10 protein-coding genes are annotated in these 15,000 nt (G+C 72.7%); 8 read left to right on the forward strand and 2 right to left on the reverse strand.

What is annotated here, in order from left to right:
• Positions 1-5: 5 nt before the first annotated feature.
• Positions 6-1,580: an alpha/beta hydrolase gene (locus ACIBTU_RS14455; RefSeq protein WP_399126410.1), complete on the reverse strand. Its 1,575-nt coding sequence runs from the start codon at positions 1,578-1,580 to the stop codon at positions 6-8.
• Positions 1,581-1,688: 108 nt separating this feature from the next.
• Positions 1,689-2,774, reverse strand: coding sequence for an Rv2578c family radical SAM protein (locus ACIBTU_RS14460; RefSeq protein WP_399126411.1), 1,086 nt, complete (start codon positions 2,772-2,774; stop codon positions 1,689-1,691).
• A gap of 170 nt (positions 2,775-2,944) precedes the next feature.
• Between ACIBTU_RS14460 and ACIBTU_RS14465 the strand changes: the two genes are divergently transcribed.
• The 8 genes from ACIBTU_RS14465 (at position 2,945) to ACIBTU_RS14500 (ending at position 14,748) form a co-directional block, all read left to right on the forward strand.
• Positions 2,945-3,388, forward strand: a complete 444-nt coding sequence (locus ACIBTU_RS14465; RefSeq protein WP_399126412.1) for an SRPBCC family protein — start codon at positions 2,945-2,947, stop codon at positions 3,386-3,388.
• 198 nt (positions 3,389-3,586) lie between these two features.
• Positions 3,587-6,001 (forward strand): MFS transporter, encoded by a 2,415-nt coding sequence (locus tag ACIBTU_RS14470; protein ID WP_399126413.1) that lies wholly within the window; start codon positions 3,587-3,589, stop codon positions 5,999-6,001.
• Between the two features lie 249 nt (positions 6,002-6,250).
• Positions 6,251-8,605 carry a SpoIIE family protein phosphatase gene (locus ACIBTU_RS14475; RefSeq protein ID WP_399126414.1) on the forward strand — a complete coding sequence of 785 codons (2,355 nt, stop codon included), beginning with the start codon at positions 6,251-6,253 and terminating at the stop codon, positions 8,603-8,605.
• 101 nt (positions 8,606-8,706) lie between these two features.
• Positions 8,707-9,432, forward strand: coding sequence for a class I SAM-dependent methyltransferase (locus tag ACIBTU_RS14480; protein ID WP_399126415.1), 726 nt, complete (start codon positions 8,707-8,709; stop codon positions 9,430-9,432).
• A 124-nt stretch (positions 9,433-9,556) separates the two neighbouring features.
• The gene (locus ACIBTU_RS14485; RefSeq protein ID WP_399126416.1) at positions 9,557-10,390 is read left to right on the forward strand and encodes a M55 family metallopeptidase; all 834 of its coding nucleotides are present in this window, start codon (positions 9,557-9,559) and stop codon (positions 10,388-10,390) included.
• Complete coding sequence (locus ACIBTU_RS14490; RefSeq protein ID WP_399126417.1) at positions 10,383-11,726, forward strand: M20/M25/M40 family metallo-hydrolase; 1,344 nt, start codon at positions 10,383-10,385, stop codon at positions 11,724-11,726. Before ACIBTU_RS14485 ends, ACIBTU_RS14490 begins: the two co-directional genes overlap by 8 nt.
• Before the next feature lie 92 nt (positions 11,727-11,818).
• Positions 11,819-13,822, forward strand: coding sequence for an LpqB family beta-propeller domain-containing protein (locus tag ACIBTU_RS14495; RefSeq protein WP_399126577.1), 2,004 nt, complete (start codon positions 11,819-11,821; stop codon positions 13,820-13,822).
• Positions 13,819-14,748, forward strand: coding sequence for an LD-carboxypeptidase (locus ACIBTU_RS14500; protein ID WP_399126418.1), 930 nt, complete (start codon positions 13,819-13,821; stop codon positions 14,746-14,748). The genes ACIBTU_RS14495 and ACIBTU_RS14500 overlap by 4 nt, the downstream gene beginning before the upstream one ends.
• Positions 14,749-15,000 lie beyond the last annotated feature (252 nt).

Genomic DNA, 15,000 nt, shown 5'->3' on the forward strand with positions numbered 1-15,000 from the left:
GGCTCTCAGCCGCGGAAGCCGAGCAGCCCGTGCAGCGCGGTGCCGCCCGAGGAGCGGGGGAGCACCTTCGTGGTGCGCGGCTTGGGGTCGGGCAGCTTCTTGCAGACCGCGTCCGCCGCGCCGCCGTCACCGCGCGGGACCTTCCCGGTCGCCAGGTAGGCGGACAGGTGGTCGTCGAGGCAGTCGTTGCCGCTGAGCGTGATGCCGTGGTTGCCGCCGCCTTCCTCGACGACCAGGCTCGAACCGGCGAGCTGCCGGTGCATCTCGACGCCGCCCTCGTACGGGGTCGCCCCGTCGTCCGTCGCCTGGAACAGCAGCACCGGCGGCACCGCGTGGTTCACGACGTCCGTCGGATGCCCGGGACGCGTCGGCCAGAAGGCGCACGGCGCGTTGTACCAGGCGTTGTTCCATGTCGAGAACGGCGCCTTCTCGTTCATGTGCCGGTTGTCGACGCTCCAGCGGTTCCAGTTGCGCGGCCACCGCGCGTCCTGGCACTGCACCGCCGTGTAGACGCTGTAGCCGTTGTCGCCCGCCGCGTCGACCGCCGCGAAGTTCTCGTACGCCTCGACCAGCGGGTCCGTGTCCTTCTTCTTCGCGTACGCGGCGAAGGCCTCGGCGAGGAAGGGCCAGTAGCCGTCGAAGTAGCCGCCCGGCAGGAAGGTGTCCTCCAGCTCGCCGGCGCCGACCTTCCCCTCGGCCGGCTTCTTCGCCAGCGCGTCCCGCATCGCGTCCCACTTCGCCTCGATCACGGCCGGGTCCTTGCCCAGCTTGTACGTGGCGTCGTGCCGGGCGACCCAGGCGAGGAAGGCCTGGTGGCGGGCGTTGAAGGCGAGGTCCTGGGACATGTTGTCCTGGTACCAGACCCCGGTCGGATCCACGATCGAGTCGAGCACGAAGCGCCGCACCCGCTCGGGGAAGTACTTGGCGTAGACGGCGCCCAGATAGGTGCCGTACGAGTAGCCGAAGTAGTTGAGCTTCGGGGCGCCGAGCGCGCGGCGGATCGCGTCCATGTCCTTGACGCTGGAGACGGTGTCCATGAACGGCAGGAGGTCCCCGTACTTCTCGCCGCACGCGCGCGCGAAGGCCTGGGCCCGGTTCAGGTTCGCCGTCTCGATCGCCTGCGTCGTCGGCACGCTGGAGGGGCGTACCGGGTCGAAGTGGCCCGGCTTGCAGTCCAGGGCCGGCTTGCTCTTGCCGACGCCGCGCGGGTCGAAGCCGATCACGTCGTACTGGGCGGCGATCTTCTTCGGCAGACTCGACGCGACGAACCCGGCGAGGGTCAGGCCGCTGCCGCCGGGGCCGCCGGGGTTCACCAGGAGCGGACCCTGCGACTTCTTCGCGGTGTGCGGGACGCGGGACAGGGCGATGGTGATCTGCCGGCCGTGCGGATCGTCGTGGTCCAGCGGCACCTTCAGGGAGGCGCACTGGAGGGTCGGGTAGCTCTTGGTGCCGCACTTCTTCCAGGTGGGGGAAGCGGCGGTGGACGGGGTGGACGCGGGGCCCGCGGCGGCGGTGACGGGGGTGACGGCACCGGCGGCCAGGGCGGCGACGCCGCACAGTGCGACTGCGCGCTTCTTCATGGAGCCTCCCAGGGTGAAGGGGAGGACCGCGAGTCCACGGCCCAGCCGCATCGTCCCGGAGTGGGCGCCCGGAAGAACCTGTTCGGTGGGAATTTGACCCGATTGCGGTCACAGGAGCGTCAGCTGAGTGGGTGTCGCGGGTCCGGGCTCCGCCTCCGGCTCCGGCTCGGGCACCCGGCGCCGCAGCGCCGCCCGGGACGGTCCGATCCCGAACTCCTCCGCCAGCTCGTGCACCTGACGGGTGACCCGCCGCTGGTACCACTTCGGGGCGTACGCGCCCTCTGCGTACAGCCGCTCGTAGCGGCGCACCAGATACGGGTGGTGCCGTCCGAGCCAGGCCATGAACCACTCGCGGGCCCCGGGGCGCAGGTGCAGCACGAGCGGGGTGACGGAGGTGGCGCCGGCCTGCGCGACCGCCCGCACCGTGGCCCGCAGCTGCTCGGGCCGGTCCCCGAGGAAGGGGATCACCGGGGCCATCAGGACCCCGCAGTCGATCCCCGCGTCGGTGAGCGCCCGGACGACGTCGAGCCGGCGCTCGGGCGCGGGCGTGCCCGGCTCCACCGTGCGCCACAGCTCCTGGTCGACGAAGCCGACCGACACCGAGATCCCGACGTCGGTCACGTCGGCGGCCTGCCGCAGCAGGGGCAGGTCACGCAGGATCAGCGTGCCCTTCGTCAGGATGCTGAACGGGTTCGCGTAGTCGCGCAGCGCCTCCAGGATGCCCGGCATCAGGCGGTAGCGGCCCTCCGCGCGCTGGTAGCAGTCGACGTTGGTGCCCATCGCGATGTGGTCGCCGTGCCAGCGGCGCGAGGCGAGGTGGTGGCGCAGCAGCGTCGGCGCGTTCACCTTCACCACGATCTGGCTGTCGAAGCCGAGGCCGGTGTCCAGGTCGAGATAGCGGTGGGTGTTGCGGGCGAAACAGTAGACGCACGCGTGCGTGCAACCGCGGTACGGATTGACCGTCCACTCGAACGGCATCCGGGACGCGCCCGGCACCCGGTTGACGATCGAGCGGGCCCGGATCTCGTGGAACGTGACGCCGGCGAACTCGGGGGTGTCGATCGTGCGGGTCGTGACCGCGTCCGCGCCGAACAGCGCGGCGTCGGGCGCGCGGCCGTGTTCGGTCCGCCCGTCGTCCGTGGGCTCCGTGGGGTCCGTGGAGCTCGTGGGGTCCGTGAGGTTCTCCCAGCGCATGACGCCTCCTCGCTAGCACTGGCCACAGAATAGAACACATGTTCCCTTGATCGTGCGAACCCTTTCCGGGGCCGGATTTGGTGGCCGCTGTGCCGGGTGGTTGGCTGGGCGCAGTCAAGGGGTGACCCCTGAAGAACCCCCTGAAGAACTCAAGTGCTGGAGGAAGAGTCATGGCGCAGGTCGAGGCCATCACGGAGCGTGTCGTCGCCGCGAAGCCGGACGACGTGTTCGACGCCCTCGCCGACTACAACGGCACCCGCGCGAAGCTGCTGCCCGAGCACTTCAGCGAGTACGAGGTCCGCGAGGGCGGCGACGGCGAGGGCACCCTCGTCCACTGGAAGCTCCAGGCCACCAGCAAGCGCGTCCGCGACTGCCTGCTCGAGGTCACCGAGCCCACCGACGGCGAGCTCGTCGAGAAGGACCGCAACTCCTCGATGGTCACGACCTGGCGCGTCACCCCGGCCGGCGAGGGGCAGTCCCGCGTCGTCGTCACGACCGTGTGGAACGGTGCGGGCGGCATCGGCGGCTTCTTCGAGAAGACCTTCGCGCCCAAGGGGCTCGGCCGCATCTACGACGCCGTCCTCGCCAAGCTCGCCACCCAGGTGGAGAAGTAGCCCGGCAGAAGCGCCTCGCGCACCGATTCACCGCTCACCGTTTCGAGTGGTTTTCGTTTCGCGCCGGTTGTACGCCGTAGGGCTCCGACCGGCGCATTCGCCTCCCCTGTCCTCCTGAGCGGCATCTCGTCGCGCTTGCCCCCCGTTGTCGCGTAATGCGAGAAATGGGCGGCGCAAGGGCGACGAGGGGAGTGGCAGGTGGGCACGACGACGCTGGAGACCGAGCCGGTGGGGAGTCCGGTGACGGCCCCCGCCCCGGAACCGGTCACCGCGGCCGACCCGCCGCAGGAAGCCGCCCCGCCTCCGCTCCCCGGGCACGGGCTGAGCCCGCGCCGGGTGCGCATGGTCTTCGTCGGCCTGATGCTCGCGCTACTGCTCGCCGCGCTGGAGCAGATGATCGTCGCCACCGCGCTCCCGAAGATCGTCGGCGAGCTGCACGGCCTCGACAAGATGTCCTGGGCGATCACCGCCTACCTGCTGACCTCCACGATCGGTCTGCCGATCTACGGAAAGCTCGGCGACCTCTTCGGCCGCAAGGGCGTCTTCCTCTTCGCGATCGTCGTCTTCATCATCGGCTCAGGACTCGCGGGCCGGGCCGGGAGCATGGACCAGCTCATCGCCTTCCGCGCCGTCCAGGGCGTCGGCGCCGGCGGCCTCATGATCGGTGTGCAGGCGATCATCGGCGACATCGTTCCGCCGCGCGAACGCGGCCGCTACATGGGCCTGATCGGCGCCGCCTTCGGCCTCGCCTCCGTCGCGGGACCGCTGCTCGGCGGCTACTTCACCGACCACCTGTCCTGGCGCTGGTGCTTCTACATCAACGTGCCCTTCGGCCTGGTCACCCTCGCCGTCACGGCCGCGGTCCTCAAACTCCCCAAGCCGACGAAGAAGGCCCGACTCGACGTCCTGGGCGCCCTGTTGCTCGCCGCCGCCTCCACCTGCCTGGTCCTGCTGACCAGTTGGGGCGGCACCGAGTACGCGTGGGGCGACCGGGTCATCGTCGGACTCGGCGCGGGCGCCGCCGTCTGCGCCGTGCTCTTCGTCGTCGCCGAGAAGTACGCGGCCGAACCCCTCATCCCGCTGCGGCTGTTCCGCGACTCCGTGTTCAACCTCAGCGGGCTCGTCGGCATGGTCGTCGGCGTCGCCCTCTTCGGCGCCGCCAGCTATCTGCCGACCTTCCTGCAGATGGTCGACGGCGCCAGCGCCACCGAGTCCGGGCTCCTCATGCTCCCGATGATGGGCGGCGTCGTCGGCGCCTCCGTCCTCTCCGGCCAGCTCATCAGCCGCACCGGCCGCTACCGGATCTACCCGATCCTCGGCAGCGCCCTGTCCACGCTCGGCATGTATCTGCTCTCCCGGCTCGAGGTCGACACCCCGCGCCTGGAGTACAGCGTCTACATGGCCGTCCTCGGCGCCGGCATCGGCCTGATCATGCCCGTGCTCGTCCTGGCCGTGCAGAACTCCGTACGGCCCACCGACCTCGGCACCGCCACCAGCGCCAACAACTACTTCCGGCAGATCGGCGGCAGCGTCGGCGCCGCCATCTTCGGCACGCTCTTCGCGAACCGGCTCGCCGACTCCCTCGCCGACCGGCTGCCCGCCGGCGGCCACGGCCCCGACGCCGAATCGATCACCCCGCAGCTCGTGCACGCGATGCCCGAGGCGCTGCGCACCCCGTACATCGAGGCGTACGCCGACGCGATGCCCCGGATCTTCCTCTACCTGGTGCCGGTCCTCGTCCTCGGCCTGCTGCTCGCCTTCTTCCTCAAGGAGACACCTCTGTTGTCCAGCGCCGCCTCCACCTCCTCCTCCGCGCACCCGGTGATCCCGGCCCAGGAGCGGGCCGCGCACGCCGCCGGAATCCCGGTCTGCGGCACGGTCCAGCACCCCGACGGCACCGTCGTGGCGCGCGCCGCGCTCACCCTCATCGACGTCGGCGGCACCCAGATCGGGCGCGGTGCGAGCGGCGACGACGGGCGGTACGCCCTCTCGACGCCCGGCTCCGGCTCGTACGTGCTGATCGCCGCGGCCGGGGGCCACCAGCCGCAGGCCGTCACCGTCACGGTGGGGGAGCGGCCCGTCGAGCTCGACGTGGTCCTCGGCGGCGCGGGACGGCTCGCCGGGTCCGTCGTCACGGCCGACGGATCCCCCGTCCGGGAGGCGACGGTCACGCTGACGAACGTCCACGGAGAGGTCGTCGCGACCACCCGCAGCGGGCGCGAGGGCGGCTACGTCATCTCCGAACTCGTCGCCGGGGAGTACACGCTGGCCGCCAGCGCGCCCGCGTTCCGGCCCGCCGCGCTGCCCGTCACGGTCATGGCCGCGCGGGAGACCCGGCAGGACGTCGAGCTCGCGGGCGGGGCGGTGCTCCGGGGGACGGTGCGGGCGCTCGGGGGGCGGCCGGTCGAGGACGCGCGGGTGACGCTGCTGGACGCGGCCGGGAACGTCGTCGACACGTTGACCACCGGTGGGGACGGGGCGTTCCGGTTCGTCGACCTTTCGTCCGGGGAGTACACGGTGATCGCGGCGGGTTACCCTCCGGTGGCTACCGTGCTTCAGGTTGCCGGGGGCGGTCGCACCGAGCGGGACCTCCAGCTCGGCCACGAGGACTGACGCGCCGTAACTTCGACCCTCTCGTTGTCGGCTGACGGCCGGTGGGGCTTCTCGCGCAGTTCCCCGCGCCCCTGATGAGGCTGCGCCTCATCGGGGAAATGCGACCCGAAGGGTCTGCATTTCAGGGGCGCGGGGAACTGCGCGACCAGCCCCCACCGGAGCCGCGGACGAATTTCGGCGTCCGGGCCCCGGGCCCGTCATCCCACCCGTACCGTGAATAGAGGGCGGCCAGACGGAGGGAGCGCGGCGATGAATGGAACGGGTCAAGCCCCGCAGGGCCACGTTCCGCTCGCCGTGGTCGTCATCGACCACACCGGCGACGTCACCCACTGGAGCACCGGCGCCCGCCGCCTGTTCGGTCCCGCCCGCGAGGACGCCGTCGGCCGACCCGCCACCGATCTGCTGCCCGTGAGCGGCGCCCTGCCGCAGGACGGGCGGGCCGCGTACCCGGCCTGCGGGCGGGCCCGGCTGGACGCGGGCGCGGGGCACCCGGACCGGATCGACGTGCTCTGGTGGGCGTACCCCCTGGCGGGCCCGGGGCCCGAGCGGCTGCTCGTGCTCGCGGCGGACGCGGCCGGTGCGGGACCGGTGAGCGAGCAGCTCGCCCCGGGGTTCGCCCGGCACACCGACTTCCCGGCCGCCGACGAACTGGCCCGGGCGCTCCCGGAGATCCTGCCGAGCATGAGCGTCGGGGAGAGCGCCCGGATCGCCGCTCAGGTGCTCGAACTGGGCTATCCAGTCCTGGAGTTCAGCCACCACGACCGTGTGCCCGTGACCGCCGACTGGGGTGTCTCGCGCCGCACCGAGCGCAAGCAGCGGCGCGCGGAGGCGGCCCGCGCCGCCGCGGCCGGGCTGCCGTCGCCGCGCAGTCCGCTCGACGACGCCGAGAACGCCGAGAACGCCGAGAATGCCGAGGATCTTGAGGACCTCGAGTACGTGGCGGTGCGTGAGCGCCTCGAGTTCCTCAACGAGGTGAGCGGGGCCATCGGTTCCTCCCTCGACCTGTCCCGCACCATCGTCGAGGTCAGCCGCGCCGTCGTCCCCCGCTTCACCGACGTGGCCGGCACCTATCTGCGCGAGCAGGTGGTGGCGGGCGAGGGGTTCCCCGAAGGGCCGCCCGACGCGACGACGCTGTGGCACCGCGTCGCCCTCGAGCACACCGACGAACCGGGGCGCTGGGACGACGTGGTGCCGGTCGGCGAGTCCATGCCGTTCCCCGTGCACACCCCGTTCTTCCAGTGCATGACCAGCGGGGATCCGGTCCTGGTCCCGTACATCTCCGAGGAGATGGGCAACGCGATCGCGAGCCAGTTCGAGAAGCGGGACATCCGGCCGCTGATCACGCACCGCTCGATGCTCGTCGTCCCGCTCAAGGCGCGCAACGTGGTCCTCGGGTTCATGATCCTGCTGCGCCACCGGGAGCGGCCGGTCTTCAACGACATGGATCGCGTCACCGGCGCCGAACTCGCCGCGCGGGCCGGGCTCGTGCTCGACAACGCCCGCATGTACACGTACCAGGAGTCGGTGGCCGAGACGCTGCAGGACAGCATGCTGCCGCGCATCGCGCCGCGCCTGCCGGGCTGCGACATCGCCACCCGGTACCTGCCGGGCACGCTGCTCGGACGGGTCGGCGGCGACTGGTTCGACGCCGTGAAGCTGCCGGGGGCCAGGACCGCGCTCGTGGTCGGCGACGTGATGGGACACGGGCTCAACTCGGCGGCGATGATGGGCCAGTTGCGCACCGCCGTGCAGACGATGGCCGCCCTCGACCTGCCGCCCGCCCAGCTCCTGCGCAACCTCGACGACCTGGCGCACCGCCTCGGCGACACCTACCTCGCGACCTGTCTCTACGCCGTCTACGACCCGATCGCGGGCGAGCTGCACCTGGCTAACGCGGGGCACATCCCGCCCGTGGTGGTGCGCGCGGAGGACGGCCGCAGCAAGCTGCTCGCCCTGCCGACGGGGGCGCCGATCGGCGTGGGCGGCGTCCCCTTCGAGTCGGTGACCGTGCCCGTCGCGCCCGGCGACCGCCTCGTGATGTGCACCGACGGCCTGGTCGAGGTGCGCGGGGAGGACATCGGCGTGGGGCTCGCGACGCTCTGCGAGTCCGCCGCGCACCCGGCGGCCTCCATGGACGACGCCTGCGACACCATCATCCGCTCGCTCGCCACGCGTGGCGGACGCAAGGACGACGTCGCGCTCCTCATGGTCCGCATGGCCGGCATCGAGGGCGGGGACGTCGCGCACTGGGAGCTGCCCGCCGAGCCCGCCCAGGTGGCGCGGGCGCGCGCCCTGGTCCGGGAGCGGCTCGCCCTGTGGGGGCTGCCGGGTGCCGAGTACGCCGCCGAGCTGATGGTGAGCGAGCTCGTGACCAACGCGGTGCGGCACGCGCGGGGCGGCTCGGTGCAGCTGCGCCTGATCCGGTCCGGCACCCTGCTGTGCGAGGTGGAGGACGCCGAGCACACCCTGCCGACGCTGCTCAACGCCGGTCCGGGCGACGAGTTCGGGCGCGGTCTGCGGGTCGTCGCCCGCCTCGCGCGGGAGTGGGGCACGAGCCGTACCGCGACCGGGAAGACCGTCTGGTTCGAGCTGACGGCACGCTGACCCGGGCGCCCGGCCGAGGCCCGCTTGTGGGACGGCGCGGGGCACGGTAGACCGATCGGACACGTCGACCGACGGCGCTGTGCGGACCACCGGGAGGGCCCATGAGCGTGACCGAGCGCTACAAGGATGCGTGGGAGAGCTTCTGGGAGAACGCGCCCGAAGAGCCGGGCGGCGTCTTCTGGGACGCCGAGCCCGCCCTCACCGCCGCCCTCCATGTCGCCCTGTTCGAACCGCGGTTGGCGTCTCCCGGCCTTCCCGTGGTCGACCTCGGCTGCGGCAACGGCACGCAGACCCGCTTCCTCGCCGACCGCTACCGCAAGGTCGTCGGCGTCGACCTGTCCGTCGCCGCCGTCGACCGGGCCCGCGCCGCCGACCGCGCCGAACAGGCCGAGTACCGGCGCATCGACGGCACCGACAACGACCAGGTGGGCATGTTGCACGCCGAACTGGGCGACGTGAACGTCTACATGCGGGGCGTCCTGCACCAGAGCGACCCCGCCGACCGGCAGCGGCTCGTCGACGCGGTCGCGGCGCTCGTCGGCGAGCGGGGCTGCGGCTTCGTCGTCGAGCTGTCCGAGCGGGCCCGGCCGATCCTGCAGGGGCTCGCCCAGTCGCCGTCGGGCCCGCCGCCGAAGCTGGCCCCCGTCTTCGCGCACGGCATCGCGCCCGGCGAGGTGTCCGACGCGGCGGTCCCCGAGTACGTGGCCGCCGCGGGCCTGGACGTCCTCGCCGCCGGCGAACTGCCGCTGACCACGACCGAGCGCGCCGCGGACGGCGCGTGGCTGGAGCTGCCGTCGACGTGGATGGTCGTGGGCCGGCGCCCCTGAGCCTTCCGTTCGCAGGGCTGTGACGTGCGCGAACTGGGCCTTCCGGGTGGGACATTGGACTACACCACTGGGGGTTGTCCACAGGCCTGGTGAGGGGCGGCCCGATCCGCGTACGGTGCTGGCCATGAAGATCCTCATCAGCGCCGACATGGAGGGCGCCACCGGAGTCACCTGGCCCGCCGACGTGCTTCCGGGCACCCCGCAGTGGGAGCGCTGCCGCGCGATGTTCACCTCGGACGTCAACGCGGCGGCGCTCGGCTTCTTCGACGGCGGCGCCGACGAGGTGCTGATCAACGAGGCGCACTGGAGCATGCGCAATCTGCTCCTCGAGCGGCTCGACGAGCGCGTCGAGATGCTCACCGGACGGCACAAGTCGCTGTCCATGGTGGAGGGCGTCCAGCACGGGGACGTCGACGGCATCGCGTTCGTCGGCTACCACGCGGGCGCCGGCATGGAGGGCGTCCTCGCCCACACGTACCTGGCGAACCAGATCACGGGCGTGTGGGTCAACGAAGCGCGCGCGAGCGAGGGCCTGCTCAACGCGCACGTGGTCGCCGAGTACGGCGTCCCCGTCGTGCTGGTCACCGGCGACGACCACGCGTGCGACGACGCGCTCGGGTACGCGCCGGAGGCCCGCAAGGTCGCCGTCAAGGACCATGTCTCCCGGTACGCCGCCGTGTGCCGCACCCCGGCCCGCACCGCCGCCGACATCCGCGCCGCCGCCAAGGACGCCGCGTCGATCGCCGTGCGGCACGAGCCGGTGCAGGCGGGGCCGTTCACCGTCGAGGTCGAGTTCGACGCCGAGCACCTCGCCATGGCGTCGACCGTCGTGCCCGGCGTCGAGCGCACCGGCGAGCGCCGCATCGCCTACACCCACGAGACCATGTACGAGGGCATCCGCACCTTCAAGGCGGTCACCACGATCGCCTCGGCCGCGGTGGAGGAGCAGTATGGCTGAGCAGCCCACCCACTTCGGCGCCGTCGATCAGCAGGCGCTCGACGAGGTCGTCACCTTCACGTCCGACCTCATCCGCATCGACACCACGAACCGCGGCGGCGGCGACTGCAAGGAGCGCCCCGCCGCCGAGTACGCGGCCGCGCTGCTGTCCGAGGCGGGCCTCGAGCCGACGCTCCTGGAGCGCACCCCGGGGCGTGGCAACGTGGTCGCCCGCATCGAGGGCACCGACCCGGGCGCCGACGCCCTCCTGGTCCACGGCCACCTCGACGTCGTCCCGGCCGAGGCCGCCGACTGGAGCGTGCATCCCTTCTCCGGCGAGGTGCGCGACGGCGTCGTCTGGGGCCGCGGCGCCGTCGACATGAAGAACATGGACGCGATGATCCTCGCGACGGTGCGGAACTGGGCGCGGGTCGGCTTCCGGCCCCGGCGGGACATCGTCATCGCCTTCACGGCCGACGAGGAGGCCAGCGCGGAGGACGGCTCCGGCTTCCTCGCCGAGGAGCACGCCGGGCTGTTCGAGGGCTGCACCGAGGGCATCAGCGAGTCCGGCGCCTTCACCTTCCACGACGGCGCGGGCCGGCAGCTCTACCCGATCGCGGCGGGCGAGCGCGGCACCGGCTGGCTGAAGCTCACCGCGCGCGGCAAGGCGGGCCACGGCTCCAAGGTCAATCCGGCCAACGCGGTGAGCCGGCTCGCCGCAGCCGTCGCCCGGATCGGCGACCACCGGTGGCCGGTGCGGCTCACGCCCACCGTCCGCGCCGCCCTCGCCGAGATGGCCGAGGTCTACGGCATCGACACCGACGTCGACGCACCGGACTTCGACGTCGACACGCTGCTCGACAAGCTCGGCCCGGCCGCCGACCTGGTCGCGCCGACCGTCCGCAACAGCAGCAACCCGACGATGCTGTCCGCCGGTTACAAGATCAACGTGATCCCCGGCGAGGCCACCGCGCACGTCGACGGACGGTACCTGCCGGGCACCGAGGACGAGTTCAGGGCCACGCTCGACGCGCTGACCGGGCCCGACGTCGACTGGGAGTACCACCACCGCGAGGTCGCGCTCCAGGCGCCGGTCGACGCGCCCGCCTTCGCGAAGATGCGGGCCGCCGTCGAGGAGTTCGCCCCCGAGGGGCATGTCGTCCCGTACTGCATGTCGGGTGGTACCGACGCCAAGCAGTTCTCCCGGCTCGGCATCACGGGCTACGGCTTCGCGCCGCTCAAGCTGCCCGAGGGATTCGACTACCAGGCCCTGTTCCACGGAGTGGACGAGCGGGTTCCGGTCGAGGCGCTGCACTTCGGGGTGCGCGTCCTCGACCGGTTCCTGCGCACGGCCTGAGCGCACGAGGCAGACAGAAGCGAACGGACTGGGCGAAGATGGCGGACGCGAAGGACATGGAGGCCTCAGGACACATGGGGGGCGGGGACGAGATGGTGGAGATCCAGTCGTACGGATCGTGGCCGTCGCCGATCGACGCCGCGCTGGCGGCCGCGCACGACGGCCGGCCGGAGTACGTGGGCTACGTCGGCGACGAGGCGTGGTGGACCGAACCGCGGCCGGCCGAGGGCGGCCGCCGCGCCCTGGTGCGCCGAAGGCCCGACGGCACCGAGCACTCGGTGCTGCCCGCGCCGTGGAACGTGCGCAGCCGCGTCATCGAGTACGGCGGCGTCCCCTGGGCGGGCACCGACCGCCCCGAAGGCCCCCTCGTCGTCTTCGTGCACTTCGCCGACCAGCGCCTGTACGCCTACGAGCCCGACGCGCCGGACGCCGAGCCGCGCCCGCTCACCCCGGTGTCCGCCGTCGGCGGCGGCCTGCGCTGGGCCGACCCGGTGTTCCACCCCGAGCGGGGCGAGGTGTGGTGCGTCCTGGAGGAGTACACCGGCGACGGCCCCGGCGACGTACGCCGCGTCGTCGCCGCCGTCCCGCTCGACGGATCGGCCGCCGAGGACCGATGCGCGGTGCGTGAACTGACCGACGGCGCCCACCGGTTCGTCACCGGAGCCCGGCTCTCCCCGGACGGCCGCCGCGCCGCGTGGATCGCCTGGGACCACCCGCGCATGCCCTGGGACGGCACCGAACTGCTGCTCGCCGAGGTCCGCGAGGACGGCACCTTCGGCCCCGCGCAGGTCGTCGCCGGCGGTCCGGAGGAATCCGTCTGCCAGGCCGACTGGACCGCCGACGGCGCACTCCTGTACTCCGGCGACGCCGACGGCTGGTGGAACCTGTACTGCCTCGACCTGCGCTCGGGACGGCAAGACCCGGTGCCGGCCCGGCCGCTGTGTCCGCGCGAGGAGGAGTTCGGCGGGCCGCTGTGGAAGATCGGCCTCAACTGGTTCACGCCGCTGCCCGGCGGGCTGATCGCCGTCGTGCACGGCGTCGGCTCCACCGCGCTCGGCATCCTCGACCCCGAGACCGGCGAGGTCGTCGACGCGGCGGGACCCTGGACGGCCTGGGGCTCGACCCTCGCCGCGCACGGCACCCGCGTCGTCGGCGTCGCCGCCAGCCCCCGCACCGCCGCCGAGGTCGTCGAGCTCGACACCTGCACCGGGCGGGCCCGCGTCATCGGCGCCGCGCACGACGACCCGGTCGACCCCGCGTACTACCCCGAGCCGCAGATCCGCACCTTCGCCGGACCTGACGGACGGGACGTCCACGCGCACATCTACCCGCCGCACAGCCCCGCCCACGCGGCCCCCGACGACGAGCTCCCGCCGTACGTCGTGTGGGCGCACGGCGGCCCCACCGGGCACGCCCCGCTCGTCCTCGATCTGGAGATCGCCTACTTCACCTCGCGCGGCATCGGCGTCGCCGAGGTCAACTACGGCGGCTCGACCGGTTATGGGCGGGAGTACCGCGAGCGGCTGCGCGAGCAGTGGGGCGTCGTCGACGTGGAGGACTGCGCCGCCGTAGCCCTCGCGCTCGCCGACGAGGGCACCGCCGACCGGGACCGGCTCGCCGTCCGCGGCGGCAGCGCCGGCGGCTGGACCAGCGCGGCGTCCCTGACGAGCACGGACGTGTACGCGTGCGGCACTGTCATCTACCCGATCCTGGACCTCACCGGCTGGGCCGAGGGCGAGACCCACGACTTCGAGTCCCGGTACCTGGAGTCGCTCGTCGGACCGCTCGCCGAGGTCCGCGCCCGCTACGCCGAGCGCTCCCCGGCCGAGCACCCCGAGCGGATCACCGTCCCGTTCCTGCTGCTCCAGGGACTCGACGACGTGATCTGCCCGCCCGCCCAGTGCGAGCGCTTCCTCGCGCGGATCGAGAGCGAGGGGCGGCGGGTGCCGCACGCGTACATCGCGTTCGAGGGCGAGGGCCACGGATTCCGCAGGGCGGACACGATGAGAAGGGCGCTGGAGGCCGAACTCTCCCTGTACGCCCAGGTGTTCGGGCTGCATCCGGCCGGGATCCCGACCCTGGAGCTGAACAAGTGACCTTGCCGGAGTCCCTGCTCCGTCCCGAGCGGCTCGCCCCCGGGGCCCGGGTCGCCGTCGTCGCGCCGAGCGGGCCCGTGCCCGGGGAGCGGCTCGCGGCGGGCCTCGACGTGCTGCGCGGCTGGGGCCTGGAACCCGTGGTGGGCGCCCATGTCCTCGACTCCCACCCGGAGTTCGACTACCTGGCCGGCTCCGACGCGGGCCGCGCCGCCGACCTTCAGGCGGCCTGGTGCGACCCGGACATCGACGCCGTGTTCTGCGCGCGCGGCGGATACGGGGCGCAGCGCATGGTCGAGCTGCTCGACTGGGAGGCGATGCGGGCGGCCCGGCCCAAGGTGTTCGTCGGGTTCAGCGACATCACCGCGCTGCACGAGGCGTTCGCGGTCCGGCTCGGAGTGTCGACGCTGCACGGGCCGATGGTTGCGGCGGCGAACTTCCCCACGGACGACCGGGCGCAGAAGCATCTGTGGGCCACGCTGTTCGAACCGGAGTCGGTGCGGACGATCGCCGCCTTGGGGGATCACCGGGTCCTCGTGCCCGGGGTCGCGGAGGGGCTGCTGCTCGGCGGATGCCTGTGTCTGCTCGCGGCGGAGCTGGGGGCGCCGGCGGTGCGGGCCTTCGCGCGGGGCGGGCTGGTGTGTCTGGAGGACGTGGGGGAGGAGGCGTACCGGATCGACCGGTATCTCACGCAGTTGGCGCGGGCGGGGTGGTTCGACGGGGCCGCGGGGTTCGTTCTCGGGTCCTGGGCGGAGTGTGAGCCCGTGCGGGATCTTCTCGTGGACCGGCTGGGCGGGCTCGGGGTTCCTGTGGTGGACGACTTTGGGTTCGGGCACGGGGTGGGGTCTTTGACCGTGCCCTTGGGGGTGCGGGCGGTTCTCGACGCGGAGTCCGGCACGCTCAGTCTGGCCGAGCCTGCGTTGCGCTGAGCGCGTCTTCGTCTGCGGGGTGTGCTTGGTGTGCGGCTGCGGGTCCGGTGGGGGCTGGTCGCGCAGTTCCCCGCGCCCCTGAAATGCAGACCCTTCGGGTCGCATTTCCCCGATCAAGGTGCGGGGCGCCTTTCATCTGGGGAAGGCGCGGCGAAGCCGCATGCCTTCCAGGGGCGCGGGGAACTGCGCGACCAGCCCCCACCGGCCCGCGCGTGACCCAACTCCCGTTCGTGCAACGGAGCTTGAAGGCTC

Origin of the sequence: Streptomyces sp. NPDC050145, assembly GCF_044460245.1 — a bacterium.
In the GTDB taxonomy this organism is placed as follows: Bacteria; Actinomycetota; Actinomycetes; order Streptomycetales; family Streptomycetaceae; genus Streptomyces.

Bases quoted from the DNA above. Each gene is read 5' to 3' on its own strand.
- ACIBTU_RS14455 (WP_399126410.1), bottom strand. From the start codon at position 1,580: ATGAAGAAGCGCGCAGTCGCACTGTGCGGCGTCGCCGCCCTGGCCGCC.
- ACIBTU_RS14460 (WP_399126411.1), bottom strand. From the start codon at position 2,774: ATGCGCTGGGAGAACCTCACGGACCCCACGAGCTCCACGGACCCCACG.
- ACIBTU_RS14465 (WP_399126412.1), top strand. From the start codon at position 2,945: ATGGCGCAGGTCGAGGCCATCACGGAGCGTGTCGTCGCCGCGAAGCCG.
- ACIBTU_RS14475 (WP_399126414.1), top strand. From the start codon at position 6,251: ATGAATGGAACGGGTCAAGCCCCGCAGGGCCACGTTCCGCTCGCCGTG.
- ACIBTU_RS14480 (WP_399126415.1), top strand. From the start codon at position 8,707: ATGAGCGTGACCGAGCGCTACAAGGATGCGTGGGAGAGCTTCTGGGAG.
- ACIBTU_RS14485 (WP_399126416.1), top strand. From the start codon at position 9,557: ATGAAGATCCTCATCAGCGCCGACATGGAGGGCGCCACCGGAGTCACC.
- ACIBTU_RS14490 (WP_399126417.1), top strand. From the start codon at position 10,383: ATGGCTGAGCAGCCCACCCACTTCGGCGCCGTCGATCAGCAGGCGCTC.
- ACIBTU_RS14495 (WP_399126577.1), top strand. From the start codon at position 11,819: ATGGTGGAGATCCAGTCGTACGGATCGTGGCCGTCGCCGATCGACGCC.